Annotated in this window: 13 protein-coding genes and 1 rRNA gene; 7 read left to right on the plus strand and 7 right to left on the minus strand. The window is 60.4% G+C overall.

Annotated elements, in window-relative coordinates; genetic code table 11:
• The first annotated feature begins 90 nt into the window (after window positions 1-90).
• The 3 genes from acpA (at window position 91) to BMX59_RS03895 (ending at window position 3752) form a co-directional block, all read left to right on the plus strand.
• Window positions 91-1791, plus strand: a complete 1701-nt coding sequence (gene acpA / locus BMX59_RS03885; protein ID WP_093120040.1) for an acid phosphatase — start codon at window positions 91-93, stop codon at window positions 1789-1791.
• Window positions 1792-1913: 122 nt separating this feature from the next.
• A complete protein-coding gene (locus BMX59_RS03890; RefSeq protein ID WP_092240508.1) occupies window positions 1914-3083 on the plus strand; it encodes a hypothetical protein in 1170 nt (389 codons plus the stop codon).
• A 147-nt stretch (window positions 3084-3230) separates the two neighbouring features.
• Window positions 3231-3752, plus strand: coding sequence for an SET domain-containing protein (locus BMX59_RS03895; protein WP_093120044.1), 522 nt, complete (start codon window positions 3231-3233; stop codon window positions 3750-3752).
• Here the strand turns inward: BMX59_RS03895 and can are convergent.
• Window positions 3749-4393, minus strand: coding sequence for a carbonate dehydratase (gene can / locus BMX59_RS03900; protein ID WP_010213394.1), 645 nt, complete (start codon window positions 4391-4393; stop codon window positions 3749-3751). The two genes, BMX59_RS03895 and can, sit on opposite strands and share 4 nt — an antisense overlap.
• A gap of 154 nt (window positions 4394-4547) precedes the next feature.
• Between can and BMX59_RS03905 the strand changes: the two genes are divergently transcribed.
• A complete protein-coding gene (locus tag BMX59_RS03905) occupies window positions 4548-4913 on the plus strand; it encodes a serine kinase/phosphatase (protein ID WP_092240503.1) in 366 nt (121 codons plus the stop codon).
• A 117-nt stretch (window positions 4914-5030) separates the two neighbouring features.
• Here BMX59_RS03905 and rimI read toward each other — a convergent pair whose 3' ends face one another.
• The gene (gene rimI / locus BMX59_RS03910) at window positions 5031-5483 is read right to left on the minus strand and encodes a ribosomal protein S18-alanine N-acetyltransferase (RefSeq protein WP_003188286.1); all 453 of its coding nucleotides are present in this window, start codon (window positions 5481-5483) and stop codon (window positions 5031-5033) included.
• A complete protein-coding gene (locus BMX59_RS03915) occupies window positions 5476-6222 on the minus strand; it encodes an energy transducer TonB (RefSeq protein ID WP_093120048.1) in 747 nt (248 codons plus the stop codon). The genes rimI and BMX59_RS03915 overlap by 8 nt, the downstream gene beginning before the upstream one ends.
• Window positions 6223-6409: 187 nt before the next feature.
• On the opposite strand from BMX59_RS03915, the gene mksB reads away from it, so the two are divergent.
• From mksB to mksF, 3 genes are read left to right on the plus strand one after another with little or no spacing between them, the layout of a single operon-like run.
• Window positions 6410-7687 (plus strand): Mks condensin complex protein MksB, encoded by a 1278-nt coding sequence (gene mksB / locus BMX59_RS03920; RefSeq protein ID WP_071490983.1) that lies wholly within the window; start codon window positions 6410-6412, stop codon window positions 7685-7687.
• Window positions 7677-8384, plus strand: a complete 708-nt coding sequence (gene mksE / locus BMX59_RS03925) for an Mks condensin complex protein MksE (RefSeq protein WP_016974932.1) — start codon at window positions 7677-7679, stop codon at window positions 8382-8384. The genes mksB and mksE overlap by 11 nt, the downstream gene beginning before the upstream one ends.
• Entirely contained in the window at window positions 8381-11221 is a 2841-nt protein-coding gene (mksF, locus tag BMX59_RS03930; protein ID WP_092240497.1) for an Mks condensin complex protein MksF, read from the plus strand. Before mksE ends, mksF begins: the two co-directional genes overlap by 4 nt.
• 61 nt (window positions 11222-11282) lie before the next feature.
• Here mksF and BMX59_RS03935 read toward each other — a convergent pair whose 3' ends face one another.
• The 4 genes from BMX59_RS03935 to rrf form a co-directional block, all read right to left on the minus strand.
• Window positions 11283-13586, minus strand: coding sequence for a PqiB family protein (locus tag BMX59_RS03935; RefSeq protein WP_093120052.1), 2304 nt, complete (start codon window positions 13584-13586; stop codon window positions 11283-11285).
• Entirely contained in the window at window positions 13579-14202 is a 624-nt protein-coding gene (locus BMX59_RS03940; protein ID WP_071490979.1) for a paraquat-inducible protein A, read from the minus strand. The genes BMX59_RS03935 and BMX59_RS03940 overlap by 8 nt, the downstream gene beginning before the upstream one ends.
• A complete protein-coding gene (locus BMX59_RS03945) occupies window positions 14189-14848 on the minus strand; it encodes a paraquat-inducible protein A (protein WP_092240492.1) in 660 nt (219 codons plus the stop codon). Before BMX59_RS03945 ends, BMX59_RS03940 begins: the two co-directional genes overlap by 14 nt.
• Window positions 14849-15007: 159 nt before the next feature.
• Window positions 15008-15123: ribosomal RNA gene (gene rrf / locus BMX59_RS03950) — 5S ribosomal RNA — on the minus strand.
• Window positions 15124-15254 lie beyond the last annotated feature (131 nt).

The raw sequence follows: 15254 nt of genomic DNA on the forward strand, positions 1-15254 counted from the left end.
GCTGATTCAAATCACTGTCTTCGTTCCGTCACATTGCATTGCTACCGTCCTGCGAAATATCTTGCAACACCTCGCCAAGGACTCCCCGCAATGAGCGACGAGCACGAAGACCGCCCTTCCCCCGATTCCGCAGCCCAACCGCCAGTCGACACCAGCCGTCGTCGTTTCCTGGGGGGCGCGGCGGTGCTGGGGGTTGGCGCAACCTTGAGTGCCTGCGGCAATACCAGCGAAGCACCGGGTAAACCGGTGGCGCGGCCGCTGACGCCGCAAGAGTTGGACAAGGCCTTGCGTGAGCAGGTGAAAACCGTGGTGGTGGTCTACGCCGAAAACCGCAGTTTCAACAACTTGTTTGCGGACTTCCCGGGTGTTGAGAAACCGCTGTCGGCGCTATCCGCCGCTGACACGCAGCAGCGTGACCGCGATGGCAGCCTGCTGACGACCCTACCTCCAACCTGGGGGGGTGTGCTGCAAGTCGGCCCGCAAACGGTGGACGGGGTGACCTACCCCAGCGAAGTGCAATTCCAGGAAAACCTGCCCAACGCGCCCTTCGCCCTCAAGGGCCCGAACGCCGAAGACCTGCCGCTGAGCCTGGTCACCCGTGACCTGTGGCACGTGTTCTACCAGAACCAGATGCAGATCAACGGCGGCAAGAACGACAACTTCGTCGCCTGGGCCGACTCCGGCGGCCTGGTGATGGGCCATTACGCCCAGAGCCGTTATTCCCTGCGCCTGTGGGACGTGGCCAAGGAGTTTGTGCTCTGCGACAACTTCTTCCAGGGGGCGTTTGGTGGCTCGTTCCTCAACCATCAATACCTGATCAGCGCCACCGCGCCGTTTTACCCGAATGCCGCGCAATCGGTGGCCAAGGCGCAGATCGCCACGCTGCAAAGCGATGACCCCACCGACCCGCGCCTCAAGCCCCTGGACAAGTCCCCCGCCAGCGCGATGACCGGCCCGCCGCAGTTCGGCCCCAGCGCGCTGACCCCGGATGGCTACGGCGTGAACACCCTGGCTCCGCCGTACTGGCCGACCTGGATCCGCGACCCGGAAAACCCGGACTATTCCAAGCCTGACCTGCCCAACGTGCTGGTGCCGCAAACCCACGAACACATCGGCGACAAGCTGTCGAAGAAGAACGTCGACTGGGCGTGGTACGCCGGCGCCTGGCAAGCGACGCTGGACCAGTTCAAGGATTCGGGCGGCATTCCAAAAATCCCGAACTTCCAGTATCACCACCAGCCGTTCAACTACTTCAAGCAGCAGGGCCCCGAGAACCGCGTCGAGCGCGACAAACGCCTGCGCGATGGCGGTTTGGGGGACGAGTCGAGCACCAACAAGTTCTTCGCCGACGCCCAGGCCGGCCAGCTGCCCGCCGTGACCTTCTACAAACCCCAGGGCAACCTGAACATGCACGCGGGCTATGCCGACGTGGCGTCTGGCGACCGCCATATCGCCCGTGCCTTGAAGGTGCTGCAAGAGAGTCCGCAGTGGAAAAACATGGTGGTGGTGGTGACCGTCGACGAAAACGGCGGCTGGTGGGACCACGTGGCACCGCCAAAGGGCGACCGCTGGGGGCCTGGCACGCGGATTCCGGCGCTGGTGGTGTCGCCGTTCGCCCGCAAAGGCACGGTGGACCATACGGTATACGACACCGGGTCGATCCTGCGCTTGATCACACGGGTGTTCCAGCTCGAGACTCTGGACGGCCTCAAGCAGCGCGATGACGCGATGATCGCCCGCGGTCAGAAACCCATGGGCGACTTGAGCAACGCTTTGCAGTTCAGCGTGTAGGTTTTCTTATCCAATAGCGACATGCCCGTTGAATTAGCACGCGGTTTTCCTGGTCAGCCGCTACTGTGTGGAGGTGGGCTTTCACCCCGCGCAGACGGGCTTTCGCTGACAAGGAAATAACAATGTTCAAACCAACCAGGCTGTCCTTCACCCTGGCCGCACTGATGGCGAGTGCGGTCGTACAGGCCGATGTCGATGTACCGCTGGGGAGCACGCAGCGTGTGACCAAGCTGTTCGCTTTCCCCAACAACTGTAACGTAATCTGCTTTCGACCCTGGACGCTGGAACAGACTGCCGAGCATTACCTGAATCAGAGCCTGCAACGGGATGGGTACACCCGGGCGAAAGTCAGCGTCAAAACCCATGACGGGCAGGTTTCGGCGACCTTCAGCGGCGTGCCGGACAATTATGGCCAACCGCTGACCAGCTTGCTCAATACCGCTGACCTGGCCTATCAAGGCGCGAGCAAGCTCAACAGCGATGGCAAGTGGGCCTACAACTGGTACCTGTTCCTGCCGCTGGGCATGGCCCTGGACAATCGAAAGAGCATCGAGCTGCTGCACTTCCCGCCGGAATACTCGCTGACCCAGGCCCAGGACTACCTTGAATCGGCCACCACCGACCGCTGGGCCACCTTGCTCACGGAGAATGGCATCCCGGCCACCGAAACGCCGGCCTACCAGACCATCATCGATATCGCCCCCATCGCCGCGCCTTCCAATGCGGGCAAGGACCTGGAAACCGTCTACAGCTACTTCACCGATTACCAGACGCGCATGGTCCGGGAGTTGAGCCTGTCCGCCAAAGGGGCATTGCCCATGGTAGCGTTCGGCGCGCCGGTGCGCAGCTGGATCAAGCAACAATACGGGCAGACCGTGGCAGTGCTGGGCCTGGCGCAGATCAGCCCCGCCGCAGGCCAAACTGTTTCGGTGTTGGGTGCCAACCACCCCAGTTACATCTGGTATGCGGCGAGCCCCGACACCTACGACGGTAACGAGCAGAAAGCCGACGAAGCCGGTTTGAAGGTGATGGGCCAGGATCTCAGCGCCGCCTGCTGGCAGGCCGGGATGGGCCAGAAACCCGCGAGCGATCCGAACGTACTGCTCAAGGCGTGCACGACTACCTGGCAAGTCACCCGCAAGGAGCAGACGTGCGAACTGTTCTACACCTCGGTGCGCAATCTATCCCCGGAAGATGCGAATGCCAAATGCGCCACGCCAACCATCAAGACCCAATTGAAACAGCTGCGCAATGCAGCACCACTCCCGACGATCAGCGCGCCGGTGCTGTAAATTGCACAAAAAACAGCCGATTTCTACTGTCAACATTGACAGTAGAAATCAGGTCCATGTTCGGCGAGTCTTGAGCCGCGCCCATCCGCTGCAAGACTGGTAGTCAGCCACCACCCGCAGGTCGATGCAGCCTAAACCAGGAGAGTTATGAAAACTCAGGCCATGGATAAGGCTAAAACCGCTGTGAGTGACTGCCTTTACCCTTTCAAGTCCACGCTCGGACAAGGCTACCCAACGGACAGGCAATTCGAGGCGGTGCACAACATTCAAGGGGTGGGCGCGGGAGTCAAGGCGCGCGTGGCCTTTGACAGCCGTGTGTGCATCGCCAAGATCTCAGGCCACGCCCTGAGCGAAAGACGCCTGCACACGGTGCAGTTATCGTCGCGTATCCACCTCTACGACTGCTGGTTCAGTGGCCTGCTGTCGCATTCGTGCAAACCGAACGTGTTTCTCGACTTGCACTACCTGGAGCTCTGGACGTTGCACGAAATCCCGGCCGACACCCTGCTGACCGTGGATTACGCCATGACCGAAGACGTGCTGTTCCGGCAGTTCGCCTGCCAATGCGGCGAATTGAACTGCCGGGGCTGGATTACCGGTCGCAATGAACCATTGAACGCCGAGGGGCAGGCGTTCATGGCCCAGTGGCGCGACCGTAAACGCTCTTAGGCTTCGCCCAGCGGACGCAGGCGGTATTGCGGTGGCAGTTGCTCGAAACCACTGATGGTGGTGTTCAAGCTCTTCCAGCGGCCGTCCTTGATGCCGTAGATGCAGCCATGGATCGACAGGCTCTGCCCACGGTGCCACGCGTTTTGCACAATGCTGGTGTGCCCGACGTTGGCCACTTGCTGGATCACGTTCAACTCGCAGAGACGGTCGACGCGCTCTTCCTCAGTGGGCAATTGGGCCAGCAGGTCGCGGTTCTCGTAGTAGAGGTCGCGAATGGTGCGCAGCCAGCCGTCGATCAGGCCGAACTGACGGTCCTGCATCGAGGCGCGCACGCCGCCACAGCCATAGTGGCCGGTGACCAGGATGTGTTTGACCTTGAGCACGTCCACCGCGTACTGGATCACCGACAGGCAATTGAGGTCGGTATGCAGCACCACATTGGCCACGTTACGGTGCACGAACAGATCACCTGGCAGCATGCCGACGATCTCGTTGGCCGGTACGCGGGCATCGGAACAGCCGATCCACAGGTATTCCGGGGTTTGCTGGCGGGCGAGCTTGGCGAAGAATTCGGGATCTTCCTGTTTGATCGCGTCCGCCCAGCGTTCGTTGTTATCAAGCAGGTCTTGTAGTTCGTTCATCAGGGAAAGCCTCAGGAATGATGCGCAGTTTTGTGACTGACAACTCCACGTCCAGGTCACGCCCTGCCGGCGAATAACAAGCGTGAATTAGCTTGAATCTTTAGGCCGCGCAGCCTGTCCACACACTATAAGCCCCACAGTATGAGGATTGGCCATGACTGAATCACGACGTCCCTACGGCGCTGCACAGCCCGAACCGATTGATGACAATGAAGATCGCATGGGCTCGATGCGCGAGCTCGATTTTGACGAAGACGCGCCCACCACGCATATCGGCGACGAACGGGTGCGGGAGGCCGGGCTGACTGGGGCTTCGACAGAAGACCATGAAGCGACGGACGATGACATGAGCCCTGAAACGTTGATCCATGAAGATGGAGCAAGGGATGCTCAGGAAGCGGGCGAAGGCGAACCGGCGGACTGGGACCTGAGTGTCGTCGATGAGGATGAGATCGGTGGGGGCAATGGCCTGGATGAGGCCGAATTGGCAGATATTGATCCAGTAGACGGTAACCGCTGACAAAACGTGTCCTACAGGTGGGAGGGGGCTTGCCCACGATAGCGGCATGTCAGACTGATAAGGTAACTGGTACACCGCCATCGGGGGCAAGCCCCCTCCCACAATGGGGCTATGTATTTAGTCGACCAGGGTGCAGGCCATGACGACCGCATCTTCGCGGCCACCGACAGCCGGGTAATAGTCCCGGCGACGGCCGATCTCGTTGAAGCCATAGCGCTCATACAGGCGAAACGCGCCGGTATTGCTGTCGCGCACCTCCAGGAAGCACTCCCGCGCATTGGCCGCGTAGGCACGTGACATCAAGTGCTCCAGCAGCGCCAGCCCCAGGCCGCGCCCCTGGTTTTCCGGTTTGACGGTAATGTTCAGCAGATGCGCCTCATCGAGGATGATCTGCACCACGCCGTGCCCCACCTGCTGCTCACCTTCGAACATCAGCCAGATCTGGTACTTGCCCAGCCCATCGAGAAAGATCCCACGGGTCCAGGGGTGGCTGAAAGCCGCGTATTCGATTTTCAGCACGGCGTCGAGGTCGGCCTCGGTCATCGGGCGGAAGGATAAAGCCTCACTCATCGGTTGTTTTCCAGCGCGCCATCAGCCGGCGCATGGCTTGCCAGACATCAGCCTTACGCTGTGGCTCTTCCATTAATAATTCCAGGCCCGGCAGAGCCCACACCAAGCCCAGGTTTTCGACCTGCAGCTCGCGGTACCAGGCTTCGGCATTGGCCTCGCCGGCAAAACGCACAGCGGGCAAGCCGATCAGCCACAGGCACGCGCAGGGTTCGTCTTCCAGGCGCGCCGACACAAAACCTTGCACGAAATCCCGTGCGGCCTCGGGGCCTTGATCCATATTGCCACGCACCAGCAGCGGCCAGCGCACCGGGTCGCCGACGATTTGCGGGCTGTCGGGCAGGCCGGCGGCGCGCAGCATGTCCTTGAGCAGCATGTAGGCGGGGTCGCGGGTCTGGAAACGTTCGCCGGTGGGTAACTCGACCAGCAGCAGGCAGCGCCCGGCGCGCAGCAATTGCAGGGCAAAGCGCGGTGGCGGCACCACCGGGGCCTTGACCACCGGGGCCGCCTCTTCGACCACCTTGGCGGTCTTGGTCACCGGCACGGGGCGCGGCACTTCGATCTTGGCGCGCTCGACCACCGGTCGCGTCTCCGGCGTGGGCTTGACCACCGCCACCGGCGCAGCCGCCTCCTCGCCCGAAGACTCGAACGCCTCATAGGGCTCAAGCGCCTGCAACAGCTCGGGCCGCGACGGCGCGGCAAACGGCAGTTCGGTGCGGGGCAGCCAGTTGACCACCTGCATGGCGGTCAAGTAAGCGCGACGTCGGGACTCGATAAGCACAGCTCGGCCACTTGTGGATAACTAAAGAGCGGGGATTCTACCGCTGTTCGGCAACAATCGCCCACTGCGTACTGACCGGCTGTGGATAAATCCCGCGTCCGATGCAGTACAATCGCGACTTTTAATCGCCAACCCGCCGGCCATTCCAATGATCGAACCCAAGCGCGTCTTGCGCGCCCTCGCCGAACACTGGGCCCTGCTTGAGCCACTGTGCGAACACTTCGACCAAGGCACCCTGAGCCTGGGCGAACTGCGCGCACAACTGGCCGCCCAACAACTGGACAGCACGCCACAGGACATCACCAGCCTGCTGGACGTGTGGATTCGCCTGGATATCCTGGTGCCTGTTGCCAAGAGCCCGAACCGCTTCGAGCTCAATGCACAGATCCATGACTTCCTGGCCTATCTTCGCAAGGAGCACCGGCTTGGCCTGTGCCTGGAAATCGAAGCCTACCTGCGCCACCTCGAGCGCCTGGCCGGTTACATCCAGGACGCCTTCGATATCCGTGATGGCCACGACCTGGCCCGTCAGTTGCGCCTGCTCGACATGCGCGTGCGCGACGTGCTGAAAAAACTCGCCAACGACGAACAGGCCCTCGCCGCAGTGGCCGATCGCGCCAAGACCAGCGACCGCCAGATTCCGTTGCGCCAGCGTTATGCCGAGGTCCTCGCGACCTGGGACGAATACGTCGAACCGATGATCCAACTGGTGAACGCCGACGGCGCCTTCGAGCAAGGCGTGCGCAAGGTGGAAAATGTGCTGTTGCGCATGCTCACCGAGCAGCAGCGTCTCGGCCATCTGGTGGACGACGACATGCTGCTGCGCACCCACGCGCGCATCCTGGAGATGCAGACCAGCGCCCAGCTGACTCTGCGCCACGCCCGCGAGCTGCTGCTACCGCTGCGCGAAGAAGCGCGTCGGCACAACGCCGTGACCCGTGGTGCGGCGCTGGCGTTGTCGGCCATTCGCCGTAAAGGCCTGGACGCAGTGCCCCAGGCGGCGATGCCGATGTTCACCCGGCCGCAGAGCACCTTCCTCGGCAGTGCCAGCCAGGTGGAAGCCTACGTGTATGCCCTGGCGAATTTCGAGCCGAAACCGGCGCGTTTTCCCAAGGCGCACAAGTCCCACAAGGGCGACGCCCAGCGCGCACCACGCACCGTCAAGGAAATGCTCGAGCGCTGCGAAGACGCGCTGCCGATGCCGGACCTGATGACCTGGCTGCTGGAGCAGGAACCCGACGGCGCCACCGACGAATTGCTGTACTGGTTCTCGCGCCTCTCGCGGGAAAAACGCTTCAAGCGCGAACGCCTTGAACGCCGCGACTACCACACACACGAGCACCAGGTCAGCCTGCGCTCCTTCGCCCTGCTCCCGGCCAGCCCTGATGCAGCCGAGAATTCTGCGAGCACACCTTATGCATCTTGATCTATCCGAACTGTCCCAACTGGCGCCGATCTTTCGCGAGCTGTTCAAGGGTTACCACGTCAGCCGCCGCGACCCGGAGCTGTACGCACAACTGTCGAACTTCCAGGACCAGTACCGCACGCTGTTCAAGGCCCTGGGCTTTGAGCTGGTGTGCGACACACGGGGCTTCTACTACTTCGTGCCGGACACCGCCGTGGCGGCCGCGCAGGTCAACAAGACCGCCCAGCGCCTGGCGTTGTTCACCTTCATCATCGTCGAGCACCTGGCCGACCAGGGCCGCGACCCGATTGCCGTGCTCGACGGTGGCAGCCTGGGCCGTGATGAGTTGCCGTCGTTGCTGGAGAAGTACCGCGACCTGTTTATCCAGGCCGAAGTGCAGACCCAGGAAGAACTCGAAGAAAAAATCATGCGCCGTATGACCCAGTTGGGTTTTGCCAGCGAAGACAACGGCATCTATCGCTTCCTGCCGCCGATGCACCGCTTCCTGGATGTGTGCCTGTCGGTGCAGCAAGACCGCGACCTGGCAGCCAGCGTGCACAGCGTGTTGCCGCTGCCGGCACCGGTGATCATCGACGAAGACAGCGATGAGAAATTGCTGAAAACCGATGACCCACTCGACTTGAGCGACTTCGCCGATGAAAGCGAAGAAGACGCCCTGGCCCGCGCCATTGCCGAAGAACAGGAGACCGATGCATGAGTAAGGAACGCTACGGCATCCGCCGCTTCGCCCTATTGAACACCGCTGGTTACAGCCTGGGTCTGTTCCCGCTGGAAGAGCCGCTGTCGGTATATGGCGCAAACAACCTGGGTAAATCCGCGTCGATCAACGCCTTGCAGTTCCCGATCCTGGCGCGCATGTCGGACATGAGTTTCGGCAAGTACACCCTGGAACAATCACGGCGCTTCTACTTTGCCACCGACACCAGCTACATCCTCGTGGAAGTCTCGCTGCCCCACGGCCCACACGTGATCGGCGTGGTCGGGCGCGGCCCGGGCGGTGGTTTCGGTCACCAGTTCTTTGCCTATGCCGGCAAGCTGGACCTGGCGCACTACCAGAAGAACGACACCTGCCTGCGTCAGAAGGAGCTGTTCACCAACCTTGAGCGCGAAGGCCTGAAAGCCTACGAACTCAAGCCGGATGAGCTGCGTCGCTTGCTGGTGGGTGGGCATACGTCAATCCCGCTGGACCTGACGTTGATTCCGCTGCGCTCCACCAGCGAGCAGAGCCTGAAGACCTTCCGCGCGCTGTTTATCAACCTGCTGCACATGCGTGAAATCACTGCGGCCAAGCTCAAGCAATTGTTTCTCGATGCCTTCGAACACAGCTTGCGTTCCGGCAGTGTCGATTACATCGCCGCGTGCGAAGAAGCCTTCCGCGATGTAAGGCGCATGGAGCAGGACTACAACTCCCTGGTCGCCGCCGGCCCGCTGGTAGAAGCGCTGTCCAATGGTGTTCGCCAGCGCGACGTGCTGCGTGGCAAATTACATCGCCTGTCGCCGCTGCTGGATTCGTTGCTGGGCACCTGGTCGGACTACGCCAGTGCACGCAAGGAAGAACTGACGATCCAGGCCGAGCACTACCGCAACGAGCAGGACGCGCTGCAGAACGACCAGCGTGGCGGCACCCAGGAGCTGATGCGCCTGGAGCGGGAAATCAGTGGTATCCAGCGTTGGTTGGGCGAGTTGTCGGTGCTCAAGCATCGATTTGCCCTGGTGGATGACGTCAAGGTACTGGAACAGCAACTGCTGGCGGCCAAGGATGCCCACGATGAGTTGGCCGGCGCCCTGGCGCAGTCGCGGCAGTTCAGCGCCGAGGATCTGGACGAGCGTTTGCGCGACCTTGAAAAGCGCTTGAAGTCGGTCAAGCAACAGCTCGACCATGCGGACAACAACAGCTACGCCAAACTGCGGGAAGAATTCTCACAGCAAGACGTCGAGCGTCTGATGCGCCTGTTCAACAGTTCGCTGTTCAGCCTGCCGTTGGGCGAGCACGGCATCACGCTTGACGAAGACGGCCAGTGGGTCAAATCCCTGGAGCAGATCCTCGACGGCTTCAAGGGCGAGCGCTTTGAAGTGCCGGGGCTGTCCATCGACATCTCCCATATCGAACCGCCGGCATTGCAGGCCCTGGCAGATCGCGCGGCGTTGCGTGACCAGAAGGAACGCCTGGAAAAAGAACTCAAGCAGTTGAAAACCCAGCAGGCTGTAGCCTCCGACCGTGCCGCGAGCAAGACGCAGACCGAAGCGCTGTACCAGCAGGTGCTCGATGCGCAAAAGGCCCTTGAAGACTTCCGCCGTGCACAAACCCTGAGCGCCGAAGAAGGCGAGAAGCTGGAAAACCTGGCGCAGATGGAAGCGGCGCAGGATGAGTTGAAGCGCTCCAGCGATGCGTTCACCGAGCGCGTTCAGCAGCTGTCGGCCAAGCTGCAACTGGTGGGCCGCCAGATCGGCGATATGGAAGCCAAGCAACGTACGCTGGACGACGCGTTGCGTCGCCGTCAGTTGTTGCCGGCGGACTTGCCGTTCGGCACGCCGTTCATGGACCCGATCGACGATTCCATGGACAACCTGTTGCCGCTGCTCAATGACTATCAGGACAGTTGGCAAGGTTTGCTGCGCGCCGATGGCCAGATCGAAGCGTTGTACGCCCAGGTTCGCCTCAAGGGCGTGGCCAAGTTCGACAGCGAAGATGATGTTGAGCGTCGCCTGCAATTGCTGATCAACGCTTATGCGCACCGCACGGATGAAGCGTTGACACTCGGCAAGGCCCGCCGTGCGGCGGTCACCGATATCGCACGGACCCTGCGCAACATCCGCAGCGACTACGACAGCCTTGAGCATCAACTGGCGTTGTTCAACCGTGAGATCAACAAGCGCCAGGTCTCCAACCTGCAAAGCTTCCGCATCGTACTGGCGCCGAATAAGGAAGCGCTCAAGCATATCGACCAGATCATCCACAGTGCCGGTCAGTATGAAGAAGGCGAAACCCTCTCGGTATTCGACCTGAGCCAGAGCGCCGAGCAGGACAACAAGAACGAAGAAGCCAAGGAGTACCTGGCGCGGCTGGTGGCGGCCAACCACAACCAGCTGGGCCTGAAGGATTTGTTCGAACTGGCGTTCGAGATTACCAAGGTGCATGGCCAACCGGTGATTCATACTGACATCGATGGCGCCGCGTCCAACGGCACCACCATGACCATCAAGGCGCTGACCAACATGTACCTGTTGCTGCACTTGATGGACCGCGACCAGGCCGGGCGTGTGCGTTTGCCGTATTACCTTGACGAGGCAGCGGATATCGACGAGAAGAACCAGGCCGCATTGCTGGAGACCAGCTTGCAGTTGGGCTTTGTGCCAATCCTGGCCAGTGTGAAGCCGCAGGTGTCCGCCCAGGTGGCGATCGACCTGGAAGGCGGCAGCGGGCCGAATGGGATCTACATTGATGAGGCGGACTGGAAGTACATCCGCCGTCATGATGTTGTGAAGGCAACGGTTAATGTACAGGCGGATGAGCCGCAGTTGGATGAAGTCTGACGCCCTGCGCTGAAATGCAAAAAGGCCGCGATCTTATGGATCGCGGCCTTTTTTGTGGCGCTTATTTGCCGAGCGAGATTTTAGGTGACCAAGTCAGCCACTCATCTTCGAACTTGTCGAACAGCGGGAAGGTTTGCTGTGGCCGGGCGGCATTGCCCATGCGCTCGCCATCGGGTGTGGCGAAGGCGATACCGCCGGCGACCAGGGTCTCCAGGGATTCCGTGCGTACGGTGGCGCCTTTGAACAGGCCGAAGTCGAGGCCAAAGCCACTGGTGTTCCAGAACCGGCTCCCGCCACGAACCAGCGGGGCATATTTGGGCTCGATCAGAATGTGGATCAATACACGGTCGGCAGTTTGCCCCAGCTCGTAGCCGGTGACTTTGCCCACAGTGACTTCGCGGTAGGTGACCGGCACGCCCTCCTTCAGCGAACCACGGCGGGCGGCGCTGAGGGTCAGGCTCAGGCCGGCTTCCTGATGGGCGGCTTCAGGGGGCTGGGCGAGCGCGACAAAACTCTTTTGCGGGCCGGCGTTTTTCGCAGCCGGTTGCACTTCGATGTATTGACCGGTGACCAGGGTTTCCAGGTTGGCGGTTTTCATCAGGCCCAGCTCAGGCTTGACCACCCAGAACTGGCTGCCGACGCGGGCGATGCGGTCAGCCACTTGGGTGATACGCGCACTGAGCAGTACCGATTGCATGTCGGCACTGAGGTCGACACTTTCAATCTTGCCCACGTCCAGGCCTTTGAAACGCACAGGAGTGCCGGGACGCATGCCGTCGGCGCGGTCGACCTTGATGGTCACCAGGGTACCGTGCTGGTTGGCAGCATCGCGGTCGGCAAACAGGCGGAAACGCGGGATGCGTTTTTTCAGCGGAACGTTCTGCTCGGGTGTTTCGAAGGCGATGCCACCCGCCATCAGGCTGGCCAGGGATTCACTCTTCACCTGGATTCCACCAGTGAGACCACCGGTCAGGGTGACACCACTGGCGTTCCAGAAGCGCGTCGAGCCATTGACCAGGTTTTCGTATTCCTTCTCGATGTGGACGCCGATCACCAACTGCTTGTTCTTGCGCGAGAACTGGTAGCTCTGCACCGAGCCCACCTTGACCTGCTTGTAGAGGATCGGACTGCCGACATCCAGGGAACCGAGGTTGTCGGTGAACAGCACCATGTGCAGGCCAGGGGAACGCAGGTCCAACGGTGGCGCCTTGGCCCGTGCGACGTACTCACGCTGTGGAGGCGTCCCTTTGTCCCCCGGGCGAATGGCGATGTAGTTCCCTTTGACCAAGGCTTCGAGCCCTGTGATACCCGCCAGGGAAATAGACGGTTTGACCACCCAGAACTGAGTGTCCTGTACCAGGTAATCTTCAGCCAGGGGATCGAGGGTCAGCTCGGCGTTAGCACTGGAAAGGTCCGGATTGATCTTCAGCGTTTTCAAGCTACCGACCTGGATACCTTTGTACATCACCGGAGTGCGGCCAGCCTGCAGGCCTTCGAAGTCGGAGAGTGTGACCTTGACCTTGATTCCGGCCGCAGCGGCGTCGAAATCTTCGTACAGGCGGAATGGCAGACTTGGGTCCGTAGGCGGACTGTCCTTGCGGTTCTCCGGCGTGGCGAAGGCGATACCGCCGGCAACGATGCTTGAGAGGGATTCGCTGCGCACTTTCACGCCGGAGAGGTTCGCATCGATGCTGATGCCGCTGGCGTTCCAGAAACGTGTGTGTTTACGCACAAGGCTGGCGTAGGTCGGTTCGATATAGACCTTGATCTCGACGGTGCTCTGGTCTTCGGAGAGCAGGTAGCTTTTGACCTGGCCCACCTGGATCTGCTTGTAGAACACCGGGCTGCCACGGTTCAGCGAACCCAGACGGTCAGCCTTGATGGTCAGGTGCAAGCCGGGCTTGGCGTCGGACAAGGGGGGCTCTTCGGAGAGCGCCTTGAACTTGCGCGTGGGCTCACCGTCACCAGGGCTGGCGGCGATGTAGTTGCCCGACACCAGGGTTTCCAGGCCAGTGATGCCGGCCAGGCTGACACTCGGCTTGACCAGCCAGAAACGCGTGTTGGTCTTCAGGTACTGTTCGACATCCTTGTTCATCTCGATGGTAGCAATCACCCCGCGATTGTTACCTTCGTCATCCAGGGCCAGGGCCTTGACCTTGCCCACCGGCATGCCTTTGTAGACCACTTCCGTTTTGTTGACCTGGATACCTTCGCCACTCTCAAAGCGCACCTGGATATCGATGCCCTGTTGAGAATAGGCACGCCACCCCAGCCAGCCACCGATGATCAGGGCAATCAGAGGTAACACCCAAATGGCCGACCAATTGGAGGCGGGGCGGGTTTTAGCTTTTGGCAAATCACTCATGGTCGTCGTCCGACTCCGTGTTATCCCAAATCAGTCGGGGATCAAAAGTTACTGCGGCAAGCATCGTCAAGATCACCACACTGGCGAACGCCGCAGCGCCGAGATTGGCCTCGACACTGGCAAGTCGCCCAAAATTTACAACCGCCACCAGGATGGCGATCACGAAGATATCCAGCATGGACCAGCGGCCAATGAATTCGATAAAGCGGTACATCACAATGCGTTGTTGCGCGGACAACGGTTGGTGACGCTGCACCGAGAACAGTAGCAGACCTATGCCGACCAGCTTGAACGTCGGCACCAGGATGCTGGCGATGAACACCACGGCAGCGATGGGGTACATACCATGCTGCACCAGCTGGATCACGCCCGCCATGATGGTGCTGGGATCACCCTGACCAAGGCTATTGATGGTCATGATGGGCAACACATTGGCTGGAATATACAAGATGGCCGCCGTGATCAGCAGTGCCCAGGTGCGGGTGAGGCTGTTGGGGCGGCGGGCATGGACCAGCGCACCACAACGCGTGCACAGCTGCTCATCGCTATCAGTGTCCTGTTTGTTCAATTCGTGGCATTCGGTACAAATCAGAATGCCTGCATCAATCGCCCGCATGATCATCCTCTCCTGACAACGCTTGCCAGATCTGGTGGGGCGACATCACCACCTCAAGCAGTACTTGAACCATCAGCAGGCTGATAAAACAGACCAAGCCCAGGCCAATGGTGATGGACGCCATATCGGCGAGTTTTACGATCGCCACCAGCACCCCCATCAAGTAGACCTCCAACATCCCCCAATCCTTCATGTGGTGGTAGATGCGGTACAACAGCAGTCCATAACTGCGGCCGATATTCCAGCGGATGCTGAGCAGTACTGCCAACTGGCAAATCAGCTTGAGCAATGGGATGCCCATGCTGCACAGGAACACAACGGCGGCGACGCCTTGCATGCCGGTATCGAACAGACCGACAACGCCGCTCCACACGGTATCCTCGGAGGACTGCCCAAGTAGATTGAGCTGCATGATGGGTAGAAAGTTCGCGGGTATATACAGCAACAGTGCAGCCAGCACCAAGGCGAGACTTCGCTCAACGACATTGTGGCGGTGAGCGTAAAGCTCATAACCGCAACGCGGGCATTGGGCTTTTTCGCCGAGGGAGAGCACCGGTTTGCGCATCAGCAAGTCGCACTCATGGCATGCCACCAGGTCGTCCAGTGGTAAATCCGATAGCTCTAGGGCATCAGCCGGATCAGGCATAGATAGGGCTCTGGCTCTAAAAATGGTTAGGTGCCTATTCTAGTGCTCTGGTTCAGAAATAACTGTGCAAATTTGTCGTGGGGTAGGTAGTGCTTGAGTTTCCGACCGCCCAAAACAAAACCCCTGACTGCGTTAGCAATCAGGGGTTCTGGAATTTAATCTTGACGATGACCTACTCTCACATGGGGAAACCCCACACTACCATCGGCGATGCATCGTTTCACTACTGAGTTCGGGATGGGATCAGGTGGTTCCAATGCTCTATGGTCGTCAAGAAATTCGGGTACTGAGTCGCGGCCTGGGCCTCGCTTCAGCAAATTGGGTATGTGACAGCTTTCGGTGTTTTGTGAACGTCGAACTTTCGGTTCATTTTCGTCTTCACACACCGCAATCTGATGCTCGTTAG

It is taken from the genome of Pseudomonas sp. NFR09 (assembly GCF_900111535.1).
Lineage (GTDB): Bacteria > Pseudomonadota > Gammaproteobacteria > Pseudomonadales > Pseudomonadaceae > Aquipseudomonas > Aquipseudomonas extremorientalis.

Coding starts and splice junctions, on each gene's coding strand:
- mksF (WP_092240497.1), top strand. CDS start 8,381: ATGAGTAAGGAACGCTACGGCATCCGCCGCTTCGCCCTATTGAACACC.
- acpA (WP_093120040.1), top strand. CDS start 91: ATGAGCGACGAGCACGAAGACCGCCCTTCCCCCGATTCCGCAGCCCAA.
- BMX59_RS03915 (WP_093120048.1), bottom strand. CDS start 6,222: ATGCAGGTGGTCAACTGGCTGCCCCGCACCGAACTGCCGTTTGCCGCG.
- BMX59_RS03895 (WP_093120044.1), top strand. CDS start 3,231: ATGAAAACTCAGGCCATGGATAAGGCTAAAACCGCTGTGAGTGACTGC.
- BMX59_RS03935 (WP_093120052.1), bottom strand. CDS start 13,586: ATGAGTGATTTGCCAAAAGCTAAAACCCGCCCCGCCTCCAATTGGTCG.
- BMX59_RS03905 (WP_092240503.1), top strand. CDS start 4,548: ATGACTGAATCACGACGTCCCTACGGCGCTGCACAGCCCGAACCGATT.
- BMX59_RS03890 (WP_092240508.1), top strand. CDS start 1,914: ATGTTCAAACCAACCAGGCTGTCCTTCACCCTGGCCGCACTGATGGCG.
- BMX59_RS03940 (WP_071490979.1), bottom strand. CDS start 14,202: ATGCGGGCGATTGATGCAGGCATTCTGATTTGTACCGAATGCCACGAA.
- mksE (WP_016974932.1), top strand. CDS start 7,677: ATGCATCTTGATCTATCCGAACTGTCCCAACTGGCGCCGATCTTTCGC.
- mksB (WP_071490983.1), top strand. CDS start 6,410: ATGATCGAACCCAAGCGCGTCTTGCGCGCCCTCGCCGAACACTGGGCC.
- BMX59_RS03945 (WP_092240492.1), bottom strand. CDS start 14,848: ATGCCTGATCCGGCTGATGCCCTAGAGCTATCGGATTTACCACTGGAC.
- rimI (WP_003188286.1), bottom strand. CDS start 5,483: ATGAGTGAGGCTTTATCCTTCCGCCCGATGACCGAGGCCGACCTCGAC.
- can (WP_010213394.1), bottom strand. CDS start 4,393: ATGAACGAACTACAAGACCTGCTTGATAACAACGAACGCTGGGCGGAC.